The following is a 17,653-nucleotide window of genomic DNA, read 5'->3' as shown; positions in this document are numbered from 1 at the left end:
GGGGGCAATGTCAGAGCTGACCCTGACGGTCATGCGGCTAGGTTTCCTGGCTGTTCTGTGGCTGTTCGTGATCGTGGCCGTCCAGGTCATTCGTAGTGACCTGTTCGGAACGCGTGTCACGCAGCGCGGCTCACGCCGCACTGCGAACGACGCGCGGCCTCCACAGGCACGCCAGAATGCTGCGGCGCCGCCGCAGCAACGCCAGCAGCCGCCGGGCCGCCAGCGCCGGGGGGCACCCACAAAGCTGGTCGTCTCCGAGGGCAGCCTCACCGGCACCACGGTGGCGCTCCAGGGGCAGACCATCACCCTGGGCCGGGCGCACGATTCAACGATCGTGCTGGACGACGACTACGCGTCCAGCAGGCATGCCAGGATCTACCCCGACCGTGACGGCCAGTGGATCGTCGAGGATCTCGGGTCCACCAACGGCACGTATCTCGACCGGACCCGACTCACCACCCCGACACCCGTTCCGCTGGGCGCGCCGATCCGGATCGGCAAGACCGTCATCGAGCTGCGGAAGTAATACGACAATGAGCGAGCGGAGCGAGCGAGCCGCGGCAGTCCGGGCAACGGACCCCGCCCGGCTCCCGACCGGAGGGTGGGCAGTGTGGCTCGAGACCGGCTGTACCCCGAGCCGACGGGCGAGGTGCGCATGAGTCTTTCCTTGCGCTTCGCCGCCGGATCGCACAAGGGCATGATCCGGGAGGGCAACGAGGACTCCGGCTACGCCGGCCCACGCCTTCTCGCCATCGCCGACGGCATGGGTGGCCAGGCAGCCGGCGAGGTCGCCAGCTCCGAGGTGATCTCCACGCTCGTCCAGCTCGACGACGACGTCCCGGGCTCGGACATCCTCACCTCGCTCGGTACCGCGGTCCAGCGGGCCAACGACCAACTGCGCATGATGGTCGAGGAGGACCCCCAGCTGGAGGGCATGGGCACCACGCTCACCGCCCTGCTCTGGACCGGCCAGCGCCTCGGCCTCGTCCACGTCGGCGACTCCCGCGCGTACCTGCTGCGCGACGGCGTGCTCACCCAGATCACCCAGGACCACACCTGGGTGCAGCGGCTCGTCGACGAGGGCCGGATCACCGAGGAAGAGGCGACCACCCACCCGCAGCGCGCCCTGCTGATGCGGGCACTGGGCAGTGGCGACCACGTCGAACCCGATCTCTCCATCCGTGAGGTCCGGGTCGGCGACCGCTATCTGATCTGTTCCGACGGCCTGTCCGGCGTCGTCTCGCACCAGACGATGGAAGAGACGCTCGCCAGCTACCAGGGTCCGCAGGAGACCATCCAGGAGCTGATCCAGCTCGCCCTGCGCGGCGGCGGCCCCGACAACATCACCTGCATCGTCGCCGACGTCCTCGACGTCGACAGCAACGACACCCTGGCCGCACAGTTCAACGACACCCCGGTCATCGTCGGCGCGGTCGCCGAGAACCAGGCGGCGCAGATGAGCGACGCCGAGAGCACGGCCGCCATGCAGACCCCCGCCGGACGGGCGGCCGGCCTAGGCCGCCCCGTACCACCGCCCCCGGGAGGTTTCGGCCCGCCCGGAAGCGGCGACGCTGTCGACGGCGGCTACGGCGGGATGCCCGACGGCTCCTTCGACGCGTACACCGACGAGGACTTCGTGAAGCCCGGCGGCGGCCGTAAGTGGCTGAAGAGGTCCCTGTACACCGTGCTGGCGCTCGCCGTCGTCGGCGGCGGCCTCTACGGCGGCTACCGCTGGACCCAGAACCAGTTCTACATCGGCGCGAAGAACGAACACGTCACGCTGTTCCGCGGCATCAACCAGGACCTGGCCTGGGTCTCGCTCTCGAAGGTCGAGAAGGACCACCCCGAGATCGAACTCAAGTACCTCCCGGTCTACCAGCGCAAGAAGGTCGAGGCGACCATCCCCGAGGGCGACCTCAACGCCGCCCGCGCGAAGATCGAGGAACTCTCCGTCCAGGCGTCCGCCTGCAAGAAGAACGCCGAACGACGTGCCGCCGAGAAGGCCAGCGCCGACGAGGGCCAGGCACCGGGTACGGACGCCGCCAAGACATCCAGTGGCGCCAAGACGTCCGATGCCGCCAAGACCAAGCCGACCAAAACTCCCACTCCTGGTCCCAGCCTCTCGGAGGAAGAGAAAAAGCTGGTCCCGCAGTGCGGTAAGCAGTAAGCCGTAGGGGGCCTTCAGCACCATGAGCGTTGTCACCAACACGACCACGATCGGCGCGATCGACGCACCGAGCCGTCGCAACACCGAGCTGATGATGATGGCCTTCGCCATCGCCATCTCGGTGTTCGCCTACGCCAATGTCGGGCTCGCCATCGACGGCAAGCTCCCGTCCGGCATGTTCGGATACGGCGCGGGACTCATCCTCCTCGGCGGCGTCGCCCACCTCGTGGTGCGCAAGTTCGCGCCGTACGCGGACCCGCTGCTGCTCCCGCTCGCCACCTTGCTCAACGGCCTGGGGCTGGTGCTGATCTGGCGGCTGGACCAGTCGGAACGGCTGATCCAGCGTGCGGAGACCCTGTATGGGTCATACAGTCCCGACGCCCCCAAGCAGCTGCTGTACTCGGCGATCGGTGTCGCCTTCTTCGTCGCCGTGTTGGTGATCCTCAAGGACCATCGCATCCTCCAGCGCTACACCTACATCTCGATGGCCGTTGCGCTGGTCCTGCTGATCCTGCCGGTGTTCTTCCCCGCAGTGAACGGCGCGAAGATCTGGATCAGCCTTGGCCCTCTCTCGATCCAGCCAGGAGAGTTCGCCAAGATCCTGATCGCGGTGTTCTTCTCCGGCTATCTCATGGTGAAGCGTGACGCACTGGCGCTGGCCAGCCGCCGCTTCATGGGTCTGTACCTGCCGCGCGGACGCGACCTCGGACCGATCATCACCATCTGGGCCCTGTCGATCCTGATCCTGGTCTTCGAGACGGACCTCGGCACCTCGCTGCTGTTCTTCGGCCTCTTCGTCGTGATGCTGTACGTCGCCACCGAGCGGACCAGCTGGATCGTCTTCGGTCTGCTGATGTCCGCGGCGGGCGCGGTGGGTGTGGCGTCCTTCGAGTCTCATGTCCAGGCCCGTGTGAGCGCCTGGAAGGACCCGTTCTCCTGCTACACGACCAATGGCGCCTGCGAGCAGATCTCCAACGCCATCATGTCGTTCGGTTCGGGCGGCACGCTGGGCACCGGCTGGGGCCAGGGCCACTCCGACCTGATCGGCTTCGCCGCCAACGCCGACTTCATCCTCGCCACCGTCGGCGAGGAACTGGGGCTGGCCGGAATGATGGCCATCCTGCTGATCTACGGTCTCATCATCGAGCGGGGCGTACGCACCGCGCTCGCCGCCCGTGACCCCTTCGGCAAGCTGCTCGCCATCGGGCTGTCCGGAGCCTTCGCGATCCAGATCTTCGTGGTCGCCGGCGGTGTCATGGGGCTCATCCCGCTCAGCGGTATGACCATGCCGTTCCTCGCGTACGGCGGTTCGTCCGTGTTGGCCAACTGGGCACTGATCGCCATCCTGATCCGGATCAGCGACACCGCCCGCCGTCCCGCACCTGCGCCCGCACCGTCCCCCGACGCCGAGATGACCCAGGTGGTCCGACCGTGAACAAGCCCCTGCGCCGGATCGCGATCTTCTGCGGAATCCTCATCCTCGCCCTGCTCGTACGGACCAACTACCTCCAGTACGTCCGCGCCGACGAACTGAACAGCCGCGACGAGAACCGTCGCGTCCGCATCGAGCGCTACGCCCACGAGCGCGGCAACATCATCGTCGACGGCAACCCCGTCACCGGGTCCGTCGAGACCAAGGGCAGCGACTTCAAGTACAAGCGGGTCTGGAAGAACGGCCCCATGTGGGCGCCCGTCACCGGATACTCCTCGCAGGCCTTCGACGCCTCGCAGCTGGAGAGCCTGGAGGACGGCATCCTCACGGGCAACGACGACCAGCTCTTCTTCGACCGCACCCTCTCGATGTTCACCAACGACAAGCAGCAGGGTGGCAACGTCGTCACCACCCTGAACGGCGCCGCGCAGAAGGCCGCGTTCAAGGGGCTCGGCAAGAAGAAGGGCGCCGTGGCCGCGCTCGACCCGCAGACCGGCGCCATCCTGGCTCTGGTGAGCACCCCGTCGTACGACCCGTCGGTCTTCGCGGGCAACTCCGACAAGGACAGCAAGGCCCGGCAGCAGCTCCTGAAGGACAAGAACAAGCCGATGCTCAACCGGGCATTGCGCGAGACCTACCCGCCCGGCTCGACCTTCAAGGTCGTCACCGCCGCCGCGGCCCTGGAGAACGGGCTGTACACCGGCATCGACGAGCCCACCAAGTCCCCGCTGCCCTGGCGGCTCCCGCTGACCACCGGCAACCTGGCGAACGAGGGCAACATCCCCTGCGAGAACGCCACGCTCCGGGAAGCGCTGCGGTGGTCCTGCAACACCGTCTTCGGCAAGATCAGCGACGATCTCGGCAACCAGAAGATGATCGACGAAGCCGGCAAGTTCGGCTTCAACAAGGAAATCTTCACCCCGGTCCGCGCCGACGCCAGCGTCTACCCCAAGGACAACCGTCCTCAGAACGCCATGGCCGGCATCGGCCAGGCGTCCAACCGCGCGACCCCGCTCCAGATGGCCATGGTCGCCGCAGCCGTGGCCAACGACGGCAAGCTGATGCAGCCGTACATGGTCGCCGAGCGCCAGGCCCCCAACCTGGACACGATCTACACCCACGAGAAGGAGCAGTTCAGCCAGCCCCTCTCGGGTGAGAACGCGCAGAAGCTCCAGCAGATGATGGAGACCGTCGTCAAGAACGGCACGGGAACCAACGCCCTCATCGATGGCGTCACCGTCGGCGGCAAGACCGGTACCGCGCAGCACGGCCTGAACAACAGTGAGAACCCGTACGCCTGGTTCATCTCGTACGCCAAGACCGACAGCGGCTCCCCGGTCGCCGTCGCCGTGGTCGTCGAGGACAGCCAGGCCAACCGCGACGACATCTCCGGTGGCGGCCTGGCCGCCCCGATCGCACGGGACGTGATGAAGGCGGTCATCGACAGCAAGAAGTGATGCCCATCACATCGGGTGCCCTACCTGCACATCGGGATACCGGTCAGGTATCAGGTCCGGACTCCGGGCCGATCAGGTAGTGCGCGGCCGGTAGCGTATGCGCGAGCAGCACACCGCCGGACCACACACCGGTGCGGTCGGGACTGACGGAGAGGGCTGGAACTGTTATGGAAGAGCCGCGTCGCCTCGGCGGCCGGTACGAGCTGGGCTCGGTGCTCGGCCGTGGTGGCATGGCCGAGGTCTACCTCGCACACGACACCCGGCTCGGCCGCACCGTAGCCGTGAAGACGCTCCGGGCCGATCTGGCCCGCGATCCGTCCTTCCAGGCCCGGTTCCGCCGTGAGGCCCAGTCCGCCGCCTCGCTCAACCACCCGGCGATCGTCGCCGTCTACGACACCGGCGAGGACTACGTCGACGGGGTCTCCATCCCGTACATCGTGATGGAGTACGTCGACGGGTCGACGCTCAGAGAGCTCCTGCACTCCGGCCGCAAGCTGCTGCCCGAGCGCACCCTCGAAATGACCGTCGGCATCCTCCAGGCGCTGGAGTACTCGCACCGCGCCGGCATCGTCCACCGCGACATCAAGCCGGCGAACGTCATGCTGACGCGCACCGGCCAGGTCAAGGTCATGGACTTCGGCATCGCCCGCGCCATGGGCGACTCCGGAATGACGATGACCCAGACCGCCGCCGTCATCGGCACCGCCCAGTACCTCTCCCCGGAGCAGGCCAAGGGCGAGCAGGTCGACGCACGCTCCGACCTCTACTCGACCGGCTGTCTGCTCTACGAGCTGCTGACGGTACGGCCGCCCTTCATCGGTGACTCACCGGTCGCGGTCGCCTACCAGCACGTACGGGAAGAGCCGCAGAAGCCCAGCAACTTCGACCCCGAGATCACGCCCGAGATGGACGCGATCGTGTTGAAGGCCCTGGTCAAGGACCCCGACTACCGCTACCAGTCGGCCGACGAGATGCGCGCCGACATCGAGGCGTGCCTCGACGGCCAGCCGGTCGCCGCCACCGCGGCGATGGGTGCGGCCGGTTACGGCGGATACGGCAACGACCAGCCGACCACCGCGCTGCGCGCCGCGGACCAGAACGGCGCGCCCACGTCCATGCTGCCCCCGGTCAACCCGGACGACGGCGGCTACGGCTACGACGACCGCCCGGACCGCCGCCGCCAGAAGAAGAGCAACACCTCGACGATCCTGCTGATCGTCGCGGGTGTCCTGGTGCTGATCGGCGCGATCCTGATCGGCCAGGCGGTGTTCAGCGACCGCAACAGCGGCGGCGACAAGTTCGATGCGCCGAACATGGTCGGCTCGACGGTGAAGGAAGCGGAGAAACTCGCAGAGAACGCCGAGATCGTCCTGAAGATCGGCTCGCGCGAACCGTGCGAGGAGCAGCCCAAGGGCAAGATCTGCAGCCAGACCCCGACGCCCGACGAGCAGATGGCGAAGAACGACACCGTCACGGTCGTCGTCTCCACCGGGGCGCCGAAGGTCGATGTCCCGGACGTCGTGGAGAAGACCGAGGCGACGGCCCGCAAGGAGCTGGAGGCCAAGGGCTTCACGGTGAACGTCACCGCGGTCGAGTCCGAGAAGACCGCGGGCACGGTCATCAAGCAGAACCCCGACGGCAACTCGAAGGCCGAGAAGAACTCCGAAGTCACGATCACGGTCGCCAAGCAGGCCACCCAGAAGGTGCCCAACGTCGCCGACCGGGACTACAACGCCGCCGTGGCCCAGCTCAACGGCCTGGGCTTCACCAACATCTCCAGGACCGACGTCGATTCGGAGAAGCCGGCGAACCAGGTGATCAGCCAGACACCACTCCCCGACTCGGCGCAGCCGCTGACCGCCCAGATCGTGCTGACGGTCTCCAAGGGCCCGCAGCAGCCGGAGCAGACCTCGGTTCCCGATCTCCAGGGCAAGACGCTCGGTGAGGCGAAGGCCCTGCTCGCCGCAGCGGGTCTGCAGCTCGGCCAGGTGCAGGGGCCGAATGACGACAAGGCGAGGATCGTCGGCTTCCAGCCCAACTCGGGCCAGCAGGTCGACAAGAACAGCGCGGTCAACGTCCAGACCATGCCGGGCGGCGGAGACGGAAACATCTTCGGCGGCCCGTCCGGCAGACGAGGCTGACCCGGACACACCATGACGAAGGGCCCCGGCCGCCGTATGGCGGCCGGGGCCCTTCGTCATGGTCGTCGGGCGTCCGCGCCGGGGACGTGGTCCGCCGTGCGCCCGTTGCATGCCTGTCGGGCGTCCGCCGAGGTCTGCGGCGGGACATCCGGTCAGCGGCGCAGCTCCGCCGGCTTCGTACGGTCCTTGTCCACCTTCTCCGTACGCACCAGCTCGCCCCACACGATGTAGCGGTACTTCGACGTGTAGACCGGCGTGCAGGTCGTCAGCGTGATGTAGCGGCCGGGCTTCTTCGCACCCGAGCCCTTCGGGACCGCCTGCAACACGTCGACGTTGTACTTCGACGTCTCGGGAAGCTCCTCGAAGACCTTGTAGACGTACCAGGTGTCCCTGGTCTCGAAGACGACCGCGTCCCCGGTCTTCACCTTGTCGATGTTGTGGAACTTGGCGCCGTGCCCGTCGCGGTGGGCGGCCAGGGTGAAGTTGCCCTTCTCGTCCCACGGGAGAGCCGACTTCACCGGGTCCGTGTAGTAGCCCGCGATGCCGTTGTTGAGGTTCTCGGTGTCGGTGCCCTTCTTGACCAGCACCTCGCCGTTCTTCATCGACGGGACGTGCAGGAAGCCGATGCCGTCCTTCGTGTCCAGCGCGCCCGGTCCGCCCGCCCAGCGGTCGCGGACGGTGTGTCCCTGCTTGGTGGCCTCGCGGTCGGCGAGCACGTTCGTCCACCAGAGGGAGTAGACGACGAAGAGGCCGAGCACCAGGCCCGCGGTGATCAGGAGTTCACCGAAGAAGCTGACCGCGGTCGCGACGGGATGGCGGCCCCTGCGCCGGGGCGGGGGCGCGGACTCACCGGTTCGCTCTTCGTGCTCGGTCCTCGCTGTCACCGCACCCGTCCCCTGTCGTGATGATGATTCAGCCCACGAGCGCGTCGGGCTTCCCCTCGCTGCGCGGTCGTTCGTCGACCATCTTGCCCCAGACGATCAAACGGTACGTACTCGTGAATTCCGGCGTACAGGTCGTCAGAGTGATGTACCGACCGGGCCCGTCGAACCCGGAACCGCGCGGCACCGGATCGATCACCGAGATGTTGGACGGCGATGTCTGCGGCAGCGTCCTGGCCGTCTCGTAGGTGTAGTACGCGTCCTGCGTCTCAACCACGATCAGGTCGCCGGGGCTCAGCCGGTTGATGTAGCGGAACGGCTCGCCGTGCGTGTTCCGGTGACCGGCGAGGGCGAAGTTGCCTCGCTTGGCCGAAGGCATCGCGGTGCGGAGCGTGCCCTCGCTGTAGTGGCCGACCATGCCCCGGTCGAGGACCTTCTCCTTGCTGATGCCCTCGGCGATCGGAGCGACCACATCCAGCTTGGGGATGTGGATGATGGCGAACCCCTGCCCCGCTTCGAACACGCCGGGGTTGCGGTCGCCCTTCGCCCAGTCGTCCTGGATCTTGTGCGTCTCCTTGCCTGCGTACTGATCGGCCCGCACATTCGTCCACCACAGCTGATAGGTGACGAACAACAGCATCAGCACGCCGAGCGTGATGAACAGCTCACCGGTGACGCGGCTGGCCACCACGGCCGGGCTGTCCTTGGCCGCACGTGCCGCACGCCGTGCCTCCACGCGCGACATCGGCTTGTCGGCCTGTGTGGCGGCCGTCGCCACGGCCTCCGGCCGCTGATCGGTACGGCGGCGGCCCCGCCCCTTGGCGGCGCGACGGCGCTCGGCACGGCCTCCGGTGCGCGGCTCCGCAGCGGAGGCGTCGGAGTCCCGGGCAGGGTCCGACGAGGGGTCTGTCGCGGGGTCTGTCGTGGGGTCTTCGAAGCGATCCGCGTCGCTCGCGAGATCGAAGTCCGGGGACGGGTCAGCATCCGGCCCCGGACCCGGACCCGGCCGCCGGGTCGGCGTCACGCGGCCGGCCGGGCGGCGGGTGTCGGCCGTCCGCAGACCGATCGTCTCGTCATGGACCGGGAAGGGAACGGCGAGAGGCTGCGTCAACTGTTCCGGAACAGACTGCTCCGGAACAGGACCCGGCATGGGCGTCGGCATGGACGCCGGTATGGGGGTCGGCATGGGTGCCGGTGCCGGCGTCGGTACGGCCGCCTGCTGCCCGTACCAGTCCCGTTCGAACCCCTCGGGGTCGTACCACTCCTGCGGAGCACCCTGGCGCCCCTGCGCCCCGTATACCGCCTGTGACTGGGACGCCCCCGGCTGCGTCTGCGCCGGCAAGTCCGGGGCGCGGTGCTGTCCTTGCCCCGCCACCGGTGCCTCGGCCGCCCCGTCCGGGCCACTCCCTGCCCTGAACCACGGCGAGGAGTGCGGCAGCGGATCGTTCAACGGGTCCGCCAGCCGGTCGACCGCCGCCTCGAACGCGCCTGCGGCCCCGTACGCCCCTTGCTCGTACGGGCCGTCCTGATCGGCGTCGTGCTCGGGGCGGAGCTCGGTCACGCGACGGCCTTGCCCACCACCGGCGCGAGCCCCGCCGACCTCGCGACGGCTCCCGTGTCGCCGCACTGCGCCAGCCAGTTGGCCAGCATCAGATGCCCGTGCTCGGTCAGCACCGACTCCGGATGGAACTGCACGCCCTCCACCGGCAGGTCACGGTGGCGCAGCCCCATGATGATCCCGTCGGCAGTCCGCGCCGTCACCTCCAACTCCGCCGGGACGGTGTCCGGTTCGGCCGCCAGCGAGTGGTAGCGGGTCGCGGTGAAGGGGGACGGCAGGCCGGCGAAGACCCCCACGCCCTCATGGGTCACCGGCGAGGTCTTGCCGTGCAGCAGCTCCGGGGCACGGTCCACCACGCCGCCGTACGCCACCGCCATCGACTGCATCCCCAGGCAGACCCCGAAGACCGGAACGCCCGTCGCCGCGCAGTGGCGCACCATCTCGACGCAGACGCCCGCCTGCTCCGGGGTGCCGGGACCGGGCGACAGCAGGACGCCGTCGAAGCCGTCCTGGGCGTGTGCCGTGGTCACCTCGTCGTTGCGCAGCACCTCGCATTCGGCGCCGAGCTGATAGAGGTACTGGACGAGGTTGAAGACAAAGCTGTCGTAGTTGTCCACGACGAGAATGCGGGCACTCACTGGCCGCCCTCCGTCCCGGTCGAGCCGTCGACCGTCACGTCACCGAACGGAAGCAGCGGCTCCGCCCAGGGGAAGACGTACTGGAAAAGCACGTAGACAACGGCCAGTGCCAACACGAGCGAGATGAGCGCACGCACCCATGCGTTGCCCGGCAGATGCCGCCAGATCCAGCCGTACATGTTGTCCCCTCCATTCGGTACGAGACCAGACTAAAGGGCTGGGGCAGAAGCGTGGGTCAGCTGTGGAAAGCTGCCAGCTTGCCTTCGGACACGGGCCGGGTGGCATCGAGGTGGGCCCAGGCGATCAGCCGGTGGCTGCTGCCCCACTCGGGGTCGCAGGTGGTCAGCGTCAGATAGCGGCCGGGCCCGTCGAAGCCGGACTTGCGGGGAACCGGGTCGATGACCCCGATGTCGCTCGGCACGGTCCGGTAGGGCCGTTTGTCGACGCGGTACGTGAACCACGTCGTCCCGTCGGTCAGCACCACCGCGTCGCCCGGACGCAGCTTCGGGAAGTCCTTGAACGGGTCCCCGTACGTACGGCGGTGTCCGGCCACCGCGAAATTGCCCGTCGCGCCGAGGCGGGCGGTCCCCGAGTAATGACCGAGACCCTTCTGCAAGGTTCTGACCTCGGTGTTCTCCAGGACGGGCCACTCCCAGCCCTTGCCGAAGCGGGGTATGTACATCATCGCGAACGGCTTGCCGTCCCGGTACGCGGCAGGGGCGGGGGACTCCTTCGGCGCCTTCGGCTTCCCCGGCGCCGGGGAGGACTGCGGCGCGGATGCGGACACCGGTCCCTGCGCCCACCGGCTGTGCAGGGCGTCGATCTGCCCCTCGGTCGCGTCGGCCGCCTTCACCCCGGTCCAGAACAGCACGTACACCACAAAGAGCACGATCAGGGCTCCGACGGTGATGCAGAGTTCGCTGAACGTCCTGACGATCAGTCGCACCGACAACTGGCCGGCCTCCCCACAGCCGCTCGCTACTCCACGGGCTCCGCATAGTGGAGGTCCACTGTGCCCGAGTAGCCGGGAAGAGTCACCGCCTCGTGCTCGTCGACTTTCCAGCCGAGCCCGTACGCCTTCACGTACAGCAGGTAGTTGCTGATCGCCGGGGAGTCGTTGAGCGCCTGCTTGAGCTTGCCCGGGTCCCCGACCGCGGTGATCTTGTACGGCGGTGAGTAGACCCGGCCCTGGAGGATCAGGGTGTTGCCGACGCAGCGCACCGCGCTGGTGGAGATCAGCCGCTGGTCCATGACCTGGATGCCGCGGGCACCGCCCTGCCAGAGAGCGTTGACGACCGCCTGGAGGTCCTGCTGGTGGATGACCAGGTCATTGGGTTGCGGGTCGGGGTAGCCGGGGTTGGCGGTGGCGTTGGGCGGGGCGTCGTTGAGGGTGACGGACACCGAGCGGCCGGTGAGCTTCGTGGTGCCCCCGGCCCGCTCCAGCTCCTTGAGCCGGGCTTCCTCCGCCTTGGTGCTGCCGTCGTCCCGCCCGACGAGGGCGTCGATGTCGTCGCGCACGGCCGCGGTGGTCTCGTCCAGCTGGGCGTTCTTGTTGCTGCGCTGCTGGATGAGATCGGAGAGCTTCAGCAGTGAGGAATCGGTGCGGATGTTGGTGCCCTTGGCCGTGTTGGCGCTGGTGACGAAGATCAGTCCGGCGAGGGCGAAGACGGCAGCGGTGAGCACGCGGGCCGGGTTCCGGAAGGTGCGCCGGACCGGCCCTTGGGGGGAGTCGGCAGAATTGCTCAACGTACCCTTATCTCCTTCGACGCCAGGGAAGCACTACGCTAACGGACGCCTGAGGGAGGCAGTATTCCCCTCGGGCTCCGCCCCGGCGCCAGCCACAGTTCCCTGCGCGGTCACGCAGCGCATCGACAGGAGAGTTCCTCGTGCCGAAGTCACGTATCCGCAAGAAGGCCGACTTCACGCCCCCTCCGGCGAAGCAGGCAACCAACATAAAGCTGACCAGCCGCAGCTGGGTGGCGCCCGTGATGCTGGCGCTCTTCCTGATCGGTCTGGCCTGGATCGTCGTCTTCTACGTGACCGACGGCGATCTGCCGATCAAGGACCTGGGGAACTGGAACATCGTCGTCGGCTTCGGCTTCATCGCCGGCGGCTTCGGCGTCTCCACACAGTGGAAGTAGCCCCCACAGCGGAAGCAGCACCGCAGCGCTCGTAGTTGCACAGCGGGGCCCTGTCCCGCAACCCTTGCCCCGAGTTACCCACAGCGTTATCCACAGGCAGGGGAAAAGGTCAGACGATCTGTGGATAACTTGCCGGCTGTTGACGCCGATGTGACTGCAGTCTCCCCCATCGGGGAGCGGCACGCCCCTTGTCCCTGCTGGAAAAACCCAGCTCAGCGACAAGGGGCACAGCTGTTCCCACAGAATGCACAAGATCCGGTACCCGCTGTGGACAACCACAGCTGTGGACAAGCACTCCGGGGACGATGAGCGCTCAGGTGAGCGCGGCCGTTCTGGCGACGACGATGAGGATCACGGCCGCCAGCACCAGGGCGCAGGTGCCGTACTGCACCAGCGCACGCCGCTCTCGGGGGGCGTGCACCATGCCGATCGCCATCAGCGTGCCCGCGACCAGACCGCCGACATGCGCCTGCCAGGCGATCCCGCCCCAGGGGTTGAAGGTGATGACCAGGTTCACCGCGAGCAGCGCGAGGACCGGGCGCATGTCGTAGTTGAGCCGGCGCATGAGCACGGCGGTGGCGCCCAGCAGTCCGAAGATCGCCCCGGAGGCTCCGAGCGAACCCTGCTCGGGCGCGGAGAGCCAGTAGGTGAGAGCACTGCCGGCCAGGCCGGAGACCATGTACAGCGTGAGGTAGCGGGCGCGGCCGAGCGCCGCTTCCAGCGGCCCGCCGAGCCACCACAGCCCCAGCATGTTGAACGCGATGTGCCACACCTCCTGGTGCAGGAACATCGACGTCACCAGTCGGTACCACTCGCCCGCCGCGACGCCTTCGAGCGGACCGCCGTAGTGGGTCGGGGCCCGGCCGAGCAGCATCAGCTCGTCCACCAGCGCGGTGCCCCTCGCCAGCACCGCGAGGTACACGGCGACATTGATGGCGAGCAGGATCTTGGTGACGAGGCGGGGATCGGCGGTAATGCCGCCGCCCGCGACGGTACGCGGCCGTCCGGCGGCCGGTCCGTGCCCCGTACCCGAACCGTGGCGTACACAGTCCGGGCACTGGAAGCCGACCGAGGCGTCGATCATGCACTCGGGGCAGATCGGGCGCTCGCAGCGGGTGCAGCGGATGTTCGCCTCGCGACCGGAGTGGCGGTAGCAGCTGAGCGAGCCGTCCGCGGCGGCGGACTGGTCACCGCCTCCCGGCGGCTGCTGGTCCATCGGTCCCATCGCTTCCCGGTCCCTTCGGTCCTGGTCATGACGGGCACGGCACGCACGACGCCGCCCTGCTCGTCCGCTATTTATCAGTACGGACGGGCAGGGCGGTTGGTTCCCGAACGGGCCATCAGCGTGTGATCAGCCGATGACCACAGGTGATCAACGGGTCTCGATGACGACCGACTCGATCACGACGTCCTGCACCGGGCGGTCGGTGCGGGCGTTGGTCGGGGTGGCGGCGATGGCGTCCACGACCTTCTTGCTGGCGTCGTTGGTGACCTCGCCGAAGATGGTGTGCTTGCCGGTCAGCCAGGCGGTCGGCGAAACGGTCACGAAGAACTGCGAGCCGTTGGTGCCCGGACCGGCGTTGGCCATGGCCAGCAGGTACGGCTTGTTGAAGGCGAGGTCGGGGTGGAACTCGTCCGCGAACTCGTACCCCGGGCCACCGGTGCCGTTGCCGAGCGGGTCACCGCCCTGGATCATGAAGCCGCTGATGACACGGTGGAAGACGGTGCCGTCGTACAGCTTGTCCGTCGACTTCTGACCGGTCTCGGGGTGCACCCACTCGCGCTCGCCCTTGGCGAGCTCGACGAAGTTCTTGACCGTCTTGGGCGCGTGGTTCGGCAGGAGCCGGACTTCGATGTCGCCCTGGTTGGTCTTCAAGGTGGCGTAAAGCTGCTCAGCCACGATCTGCCTTCCGTAAGTCTTCGGTGACGTTGAGTCTTCTTCGGTGACGTTGGGTCGTCGGTGACGTCCACCGATCCTCGCACGGACCGTACGTTCCGGCGCCCGGCCGCGACCGGAGGGCGCGTGACGCTCACCTACCTGCCCCATTTCCGCATGCGGCAGCCCACGGCCCACAGCCCGCCGCAACAAATGCGGCCAAGTGCGTGACGAAGCGGCGCGATCCGGGACGAACCGTGGCATTGTCATCGACAAGCTCCCCTTGCACCGCGTTGCCCAAGGCGTCACTCACGACCTGAATGACCCGGATGCCCGCCCCGCATGCCAGACAGGAATTCAGCGGGCATGATCTCGAAATGGGTGGAAAGGCGGAGTGTCTACCCGCCACCAAGGAGGAGGATCCCGTGACCCGCATCGACAGCGTGCGCGCCGCAACCGACTCGGCGAAGGACAGCGTGCAGCACGCCGCGGAAGTGGTGGCGCCCTACGCCGACACGGCCAAGGACCAGGCCGCACATCTCGCGCACGAGGCCCGCACGCGGCTCGCGCCGAAGGTGTCCAAGGCGGCCCAGCAGGCCCGCGTCCAGTACGACGCGCATCTGGCACCGCGTATCGAACTCGCCCTGACTCATGTGCCGCCCAAGGTCGACGAGGTCGGCCGGCGCGCCGCACTCCGTACCCGCCAGGCGGCCCGGACCGCAGCGGACTACACGGTGCCGCGCGTCGAGCACGCGATGGCCGTCGCCCAGCCGGTGGCCGAGGAGGCCACGGCCCGCAGCGCCGCCGCACTGGCCGCACTGCGCAGCCAGGTCACGGCCGAGGAGATCCGGCAGCTGGCCCGGAAGCATGAGCGGCGGGCGCGGGCCGGCCGGCTGTTCAAGGGGCTCGTCGTGGCCGGCCTCGTAGCGGGCGGCGTCTATGCCGTCTGGCGGTGGTGGGACAAGCAGGCCAACCCCGACTGGCTGGTCGAACCGCCCGCCGCCACCGAGGTCTCCGACCGTGCACCGCTGACCTCGGTCGACGGCAGCGGCCCGAGCTCGCTCGACTCCGAGGTCCGGGCCAGGCAGGCCGAGGCGGAGGCGGACGGGACGGACGGCTCGGAGGGCCCGGACGGCACCAACCCGGACGACCGCCACTGAGCCGGCACCCGGACCAAGCCCCCGGACCAGCCCCCGTTATCTTTTTCGCGGTCCTGCAAGAGGGCCGCTGGCCTCCGGGCCCGGCATGACTGTGTCCCCCTGTCGACGGGATGACCTGGGGGGTGGTGTCACCGAGTCCGGGGGTGTTCGTCGGAGACGCTGATCAGAGGTCCGGCCACCGCCCGGTCCGGCGCAACGCCGGACGGTTCGCGGGCGGCAGGTCTGCATAACGTGGATGCGCGAGCACGACACCCGAGCCGAGGCCGGCACCGCCAACACCCCCGAAAGGGCACGATGTTCGAGATCGAAGACGTGGGTGTGTTCCTCGGCCTGGACGTCGGAAAGTCCGCTCACCACGGCCACGGGCTGACCCCAGCCGGGAAGAAGGTCTTCGACAAGCCGCTGCCCAACAGCGAGCCGAAGCTGCGGGCCGTGTTCGAGAAGCTGACCGCGAAGTTCGGCACCGTCCTGGTCATCGTGGACCAGCCCGCCTCCATCGGCGCCCTGCCGTTGACCGTCGCCCGCGACGCCGGCTGCCGCGTCGCCTACCTGCCCGGCCTGGCCATGCGCCGGATCGCCGACCTCTACCCCGGCGAGGCCAAGACCGACGCGAAGGACGCGGCCGTGATCGCGGACGCCGCACGGACGATGCCGCACACCCTGCGCTCGCTGGAACTCACCGACGAGATCACCGCAGAGCTGACCGTGCTGACCGGCTTCGACCAGGACCTCGCCGCCGAGGCCACCCGCACCTCCAACCGGATACGCGGCCTGCTCACCCAGTTCCACCCCAGCCTGGAACGCGTCCTCGGCCCCCGCCTCGACCACCAGGCCGTGACCTGGCTGCTGGAACGCTACGGATCCCCGGCCGCCCTGCGCAAAGCCGGACGCCGCAGACTCGTGGAGCTGATCCGCCCGAAGGCCCCGCGCATGGCCACCCGGCTGATCGACGAGGTCTTCGACGCCCTGGACGAGCAGACCGTCGTCGTCCCCGGGACCGGCACCCTGGACATCGTGATCCCTTCCCTGGCCGGCCAGCTCACCGCCGTCCACACCCAGCGCCGGGCGATGGAAGCCCAGATCAACAGCCTGCTGGAGGCCCACCCTCTTTCCAAGGTCCTGACGTCGATGCCCGGCGTCGGTGTCAGGACCGCCGCAGTCCTGCTGGTCACCGTCGGCGACGGCACCAGCTTCCCGAGCGCCGCCCACCTGGCCTCCTACGCCGGACTCGCCCCGACCACGAAGTCGTCGGGCACCTCGATCCACGGCGAACACGCGCCCCGAGGCGGCAACCGCCAGCTCAAACGCGCCATGTTCCTCTCCGCCTTCGCCTGCATGAACGCCGACCCCGCCTCCCGCACCTACTACGACAAGCAACGCGCCCGCGGCAAAACCCACACCCAGGCCCTCCTCCGCCTCGCCCGCCAACGCATCAGCGTTCTGTTCGCCATGCTCCGCGACGGCACCTTCTACGAGTCACGAGTCCCCGAAACAGCTACCGCATGACCGGCCTCGGACTTGCGTAGCTGAACCAAACGGCCTCACAGGCAGTCGCATCCTGTGGAGTAGAGCAGCAGGAAGAGGGCCGTCATGGCGGTCACGGTGAACCCGACAGCGGTCAGGGCGGCGAGGCCCCGACGGCGCCCCTTCGCGGGGGTGCGGAAGGTCTGCCAGGCGCCGTGGGCGAGGAGGAGACTGAGCAGCCCAGCCCCCGCGATGGTGAAGCGCGGGCTGAGGGACCAGCTCAGGTAGGCGATCAGAGCCAGGCAGCCGAGCAGGGCACAGGCGAGCAGGCTGAGGATCACCTCGGCGACGGCTTCTCCCACCGTCTCGACCAGGAACTCGCCGACGCCTTTCGCTGCCCTGCGGACCCCCATGACGCTCCTCCCCCTTGCGTCGATGGCCCCGAGCGGGGCCTGGTATGGAGGACCCCCGCCGAGCCGGAATGGTTGCCGGGGTGCTCAAGAGTCGCCGACTGCGGCACACGGTCACACCTTGACGAAGGACATAGAGGCACCCCCCCGAGCCCGTGCCTGAAACCCGTTCCTGGGCCGGCTCCCGTACGACGAACCCGCGCCGGAAGACCTCGATCACGTGGTCTCCGGCGCGGGTTCGGTTTTCCGTGCCGCTGGGCAGGTTCAGTGGCGCAGGCCCCTGGAGCCGTGCGGCGTGCCCGACGCGTCACCCGCCGACGCGGAGGCA

17 protein-coding genes are annotated in these 17,653 nt (G+C 68.5%); 8 read left to right on the top strand and 9 right to left on the bottom strand.

Going from position 1 to position 17,653, the window contains the following annotated elements:
* Window positions 1-7 precede the first annotated feature (7 nt).
* From OG842_RS20065 to pknB, 5 genes are all read left to right on the top strand, one after another.
* Window positions 8-526: an FHA domain-containing protein FhaB/FipA gene (locus tag OG842_RS20065; RefSeq protein WP_266731379.1), complete on the top strand. Its 519-nt coding sequence runs from the start codon at window positions 8-10 to the stop codon at window positions 524-526.
* Between the two features lie 129 nt (window positions 527-655).
* Complete coding sequence (locus tag OG842_RS20060; RefSeq protein WP_266731377.1) at window positions 656-2,167, top strand: Stp1/IreP family PP2C-type Ser/Thr phosphatase; 1,512 nt, start codon at window positions 656-658, stop codon at window positions 2,165-2,167.
* A gap of 22 nt (window positions 2,168-2,189) precedes the next feature.
* Window positions 2,190-3,602: an FtsW/RodA/SpoVE family cell cycle protein gene (locus OG842_RS20055; protein WP_266731375.1), complete on the top strand. Its 1,413-nt coding sequence runs from the start codon at window positions 2,190-2,192 to the stop codon at window positions 3,600-3,602.
* A complete protein-coding gene (locus OG842_RS20050) occupies window positions 3,599-5,056 on the top strand; it encodes a penicillin-binding transpeptidase domain-containing protein (RefSeq protein ID WP_266731373.1) in 1,458 nt (485 codons plus the stop codon). Before OG842_RS20055 ends, OG842_RS20050 begins: the two co-directional genes overlap by 4 nt.
* Before the next feature lie 167 nt (window positions 5,057-5,223).
* Window positions 5,224-7,197 (top strand): Stk1 family PASTA domain-containing Ser/Thr kinase, encoded by a 1,974-nt coding sequence (gene pknB / locus OG842_RS20045; protein ID WP_266731372.1) that lies wholly within the window; start codon window positions 5,224-5,226, stop codon window positions 7,195-7,197.
* A 152-nt stretch (window positions 7,198-7,349) separates the two neighbouring features.
* Here pknB and OG842_RS20040 read toward each other — a convergent pair whose 3' ends face one another.
* From OG842_RS20040 to OG842_RS20015, 6 genes are all read right to left on the bottom strand, one after another.
* Complete coding sequence (locus tag OG842_RS20040) at window positions 7,350-8,081, bottom strand: class E sortase (protein WP_266731371.1); 732 nt, start codon at window positions 8,079-8,081, stop codon at window positions 7,350-7,352.
* 28 nt (window positions 8,082-8,109) lie between these two features.
* Complete coding sequence (locus tag OG842_RS20035; RefSeq protein ID WP_443064065.1) at window positions 8,110-9,420, bottom strand: class E sortase; 1,311 nt, start codon at window positions 9,418-9,420, stop codon at window positions 8,110-8,112.
* Window positions 9,421-9,635: 215 nt separating this feature from the next.
* Window positions 9,636-10,274 (bottom strand): aminodeoxychorismate/anthranilate synthase component II, encoded by a 639-nt coding sequence (locus tag OG842_RS20030; RefSeq protein ID WP_266731369.1) that lies wholly within the window; start codon window positions 10,272-10,274, stop codon window positions 9,636-9,638.
* Window positions 10,271-10,453: a hypothetical protein gene (locus OG842_RS20025; protein WP_266731367.1), complete on the bottom strand. Its 183-nt coding sequence runs from the start codon at window positions 10,451-10,453 to the stop codon at window positions 10,271-10,273. The genes OG842_RS20030 and OG842_RS20025 overlap by 4 nt, the downstream gene beginning before the upstream one ends.
* Before the next feature lie 56 nt (window positions 10,454-10,509).
* Window positions 10,510-11,226: a class E sortase gene (locus OG842_RS20020; protein ID WP_328512418.1), complete on the bottom strand. Its 717-nt coding sequence runs from the start codon at window positions 11,224-11,226 to the stop codon at window positions 10,510-10,512.
* Window positions 11,227-11,252: 26 nt separating this feature from the next.
* Window positions 11,253-12,020 carry a DUF881 domain-containing protein gene (locus OG842_RS20015; protein ID WP_266731364.1) on the bottom strand — a complete coding sequence of 256 codons (768 nt, stop codon included), beginning with the start codon at window positions 12,018-12,020 and terminating at the stop codon, window positions 11,253-11,255.
* Window positions 12,021-12,160: 140 nt separating this feature from the next.
* Between OG842_RS20015 and crgA the strand changes: the two genes are divergently transcribed.
* Window positions 12,161-12,415 (top strand): cell division protein CrgA, encoded by a 255-nt coding sequence (gene crgA / locus OG842_RS20010; protein WP_093548084.1) that lies wholly within the window; start codon window positions 12,161-12,163, stop codon window positions 12,413-12,415.
* A gap of 313 nt (window positions 12,416-12,728) precedes the next feature.
* Here crgA and OG842_RS20005 read toward each other — a convergent pair whose 3' ends face one another.
* Together OG842_RS20005 and OG842_RS20000 are read right to left on the bottom strand one after the other, a co-directional pair.
* On the bottom strand, window positions 12,729-13,631 hold the full coding sequence (locus OG842_RS20005) for a rhomboid family intramembrane serine protease (protein WP_266733700.1): 903 nt from the start codon (window positions 13,629-13,631) through the stop codon (window positions 12,729-12,731).
* Between the two features lie 156 nt (window positions 13,632-13,787).
* The gene (locus OG842_RS20000; RefSeq protein WP_266731362.1) at window positions 13,788-14,315 is read right to left on the bottom strand and encodes a peptidylprolyl isomerase; all 528 of its coding nucleotides are present in this window, start codon (window positions 14,313-14,315) and stop codon (window positions 13,788-13,790) included.
* Between the two features lie 401 nt (window positions 14,316-14,716).
* On the opposite strand from OG842_RS20000, the gene OG842_RS19995 reads away from it, so the two are divergent.
* Both OG842_RS19995 and OG842_RS19990 read left to right on the top strand, forming a co-directional pair.
* A complete protein-coding gene (locus OG842_RS19995; protein WP_266731360.1) occupies window positions 14,717-15,451 on the top strand; it encodes a DUF5324 family protein in 735 nt (244 codons plus the stop codon).
* A gap of 294 nt (window positions 15,452-15,745) precedes the next feature.
* Window positions 15,746-16,957, top strand: coding sequence for an IS110 family transposase (locus OG842_RS19990; RefSeq protein WP_266731358.1), 1,212 nt, complete (start codon window positions 15,746-15,748; stop codon window positions 16,955-16,957).
* Window positions 16,958-16,992: 35 nt separating this feature from the next.
* Here the strand turns inward: OG842_RS19990 and OG842_RS19985 are convergent, their stop codons facing one another.
* The gene (locus tag OG842_RS19985; protein ID WP_053639247.1) at window positions 16,993-17,328 is read right to left on the bottom strand and encodes a hypothetical protein; all 336 of its coding nucleotides are present in this window, start codon (window positions 17,326-17,328) and stop codon (window positions 16,993-16,995) included.
* Window positions 17,329-17,653: the final 325 nt, after the last annotated feature.

Origin of the sequence: Streptomyces sp. NBC_00376 (assembly GCF_036077095.1) — a bacterium.
Lineage (GTDB): Bacteria > Actinomycetota > Actinomycetes > Streptomycetales > Streptomycetaceae > Streptomyces.
Note: the sequence above shows the minus strand (reverse complement) of the source record. Positions and strands in the feature narration are given on the sequence as shown.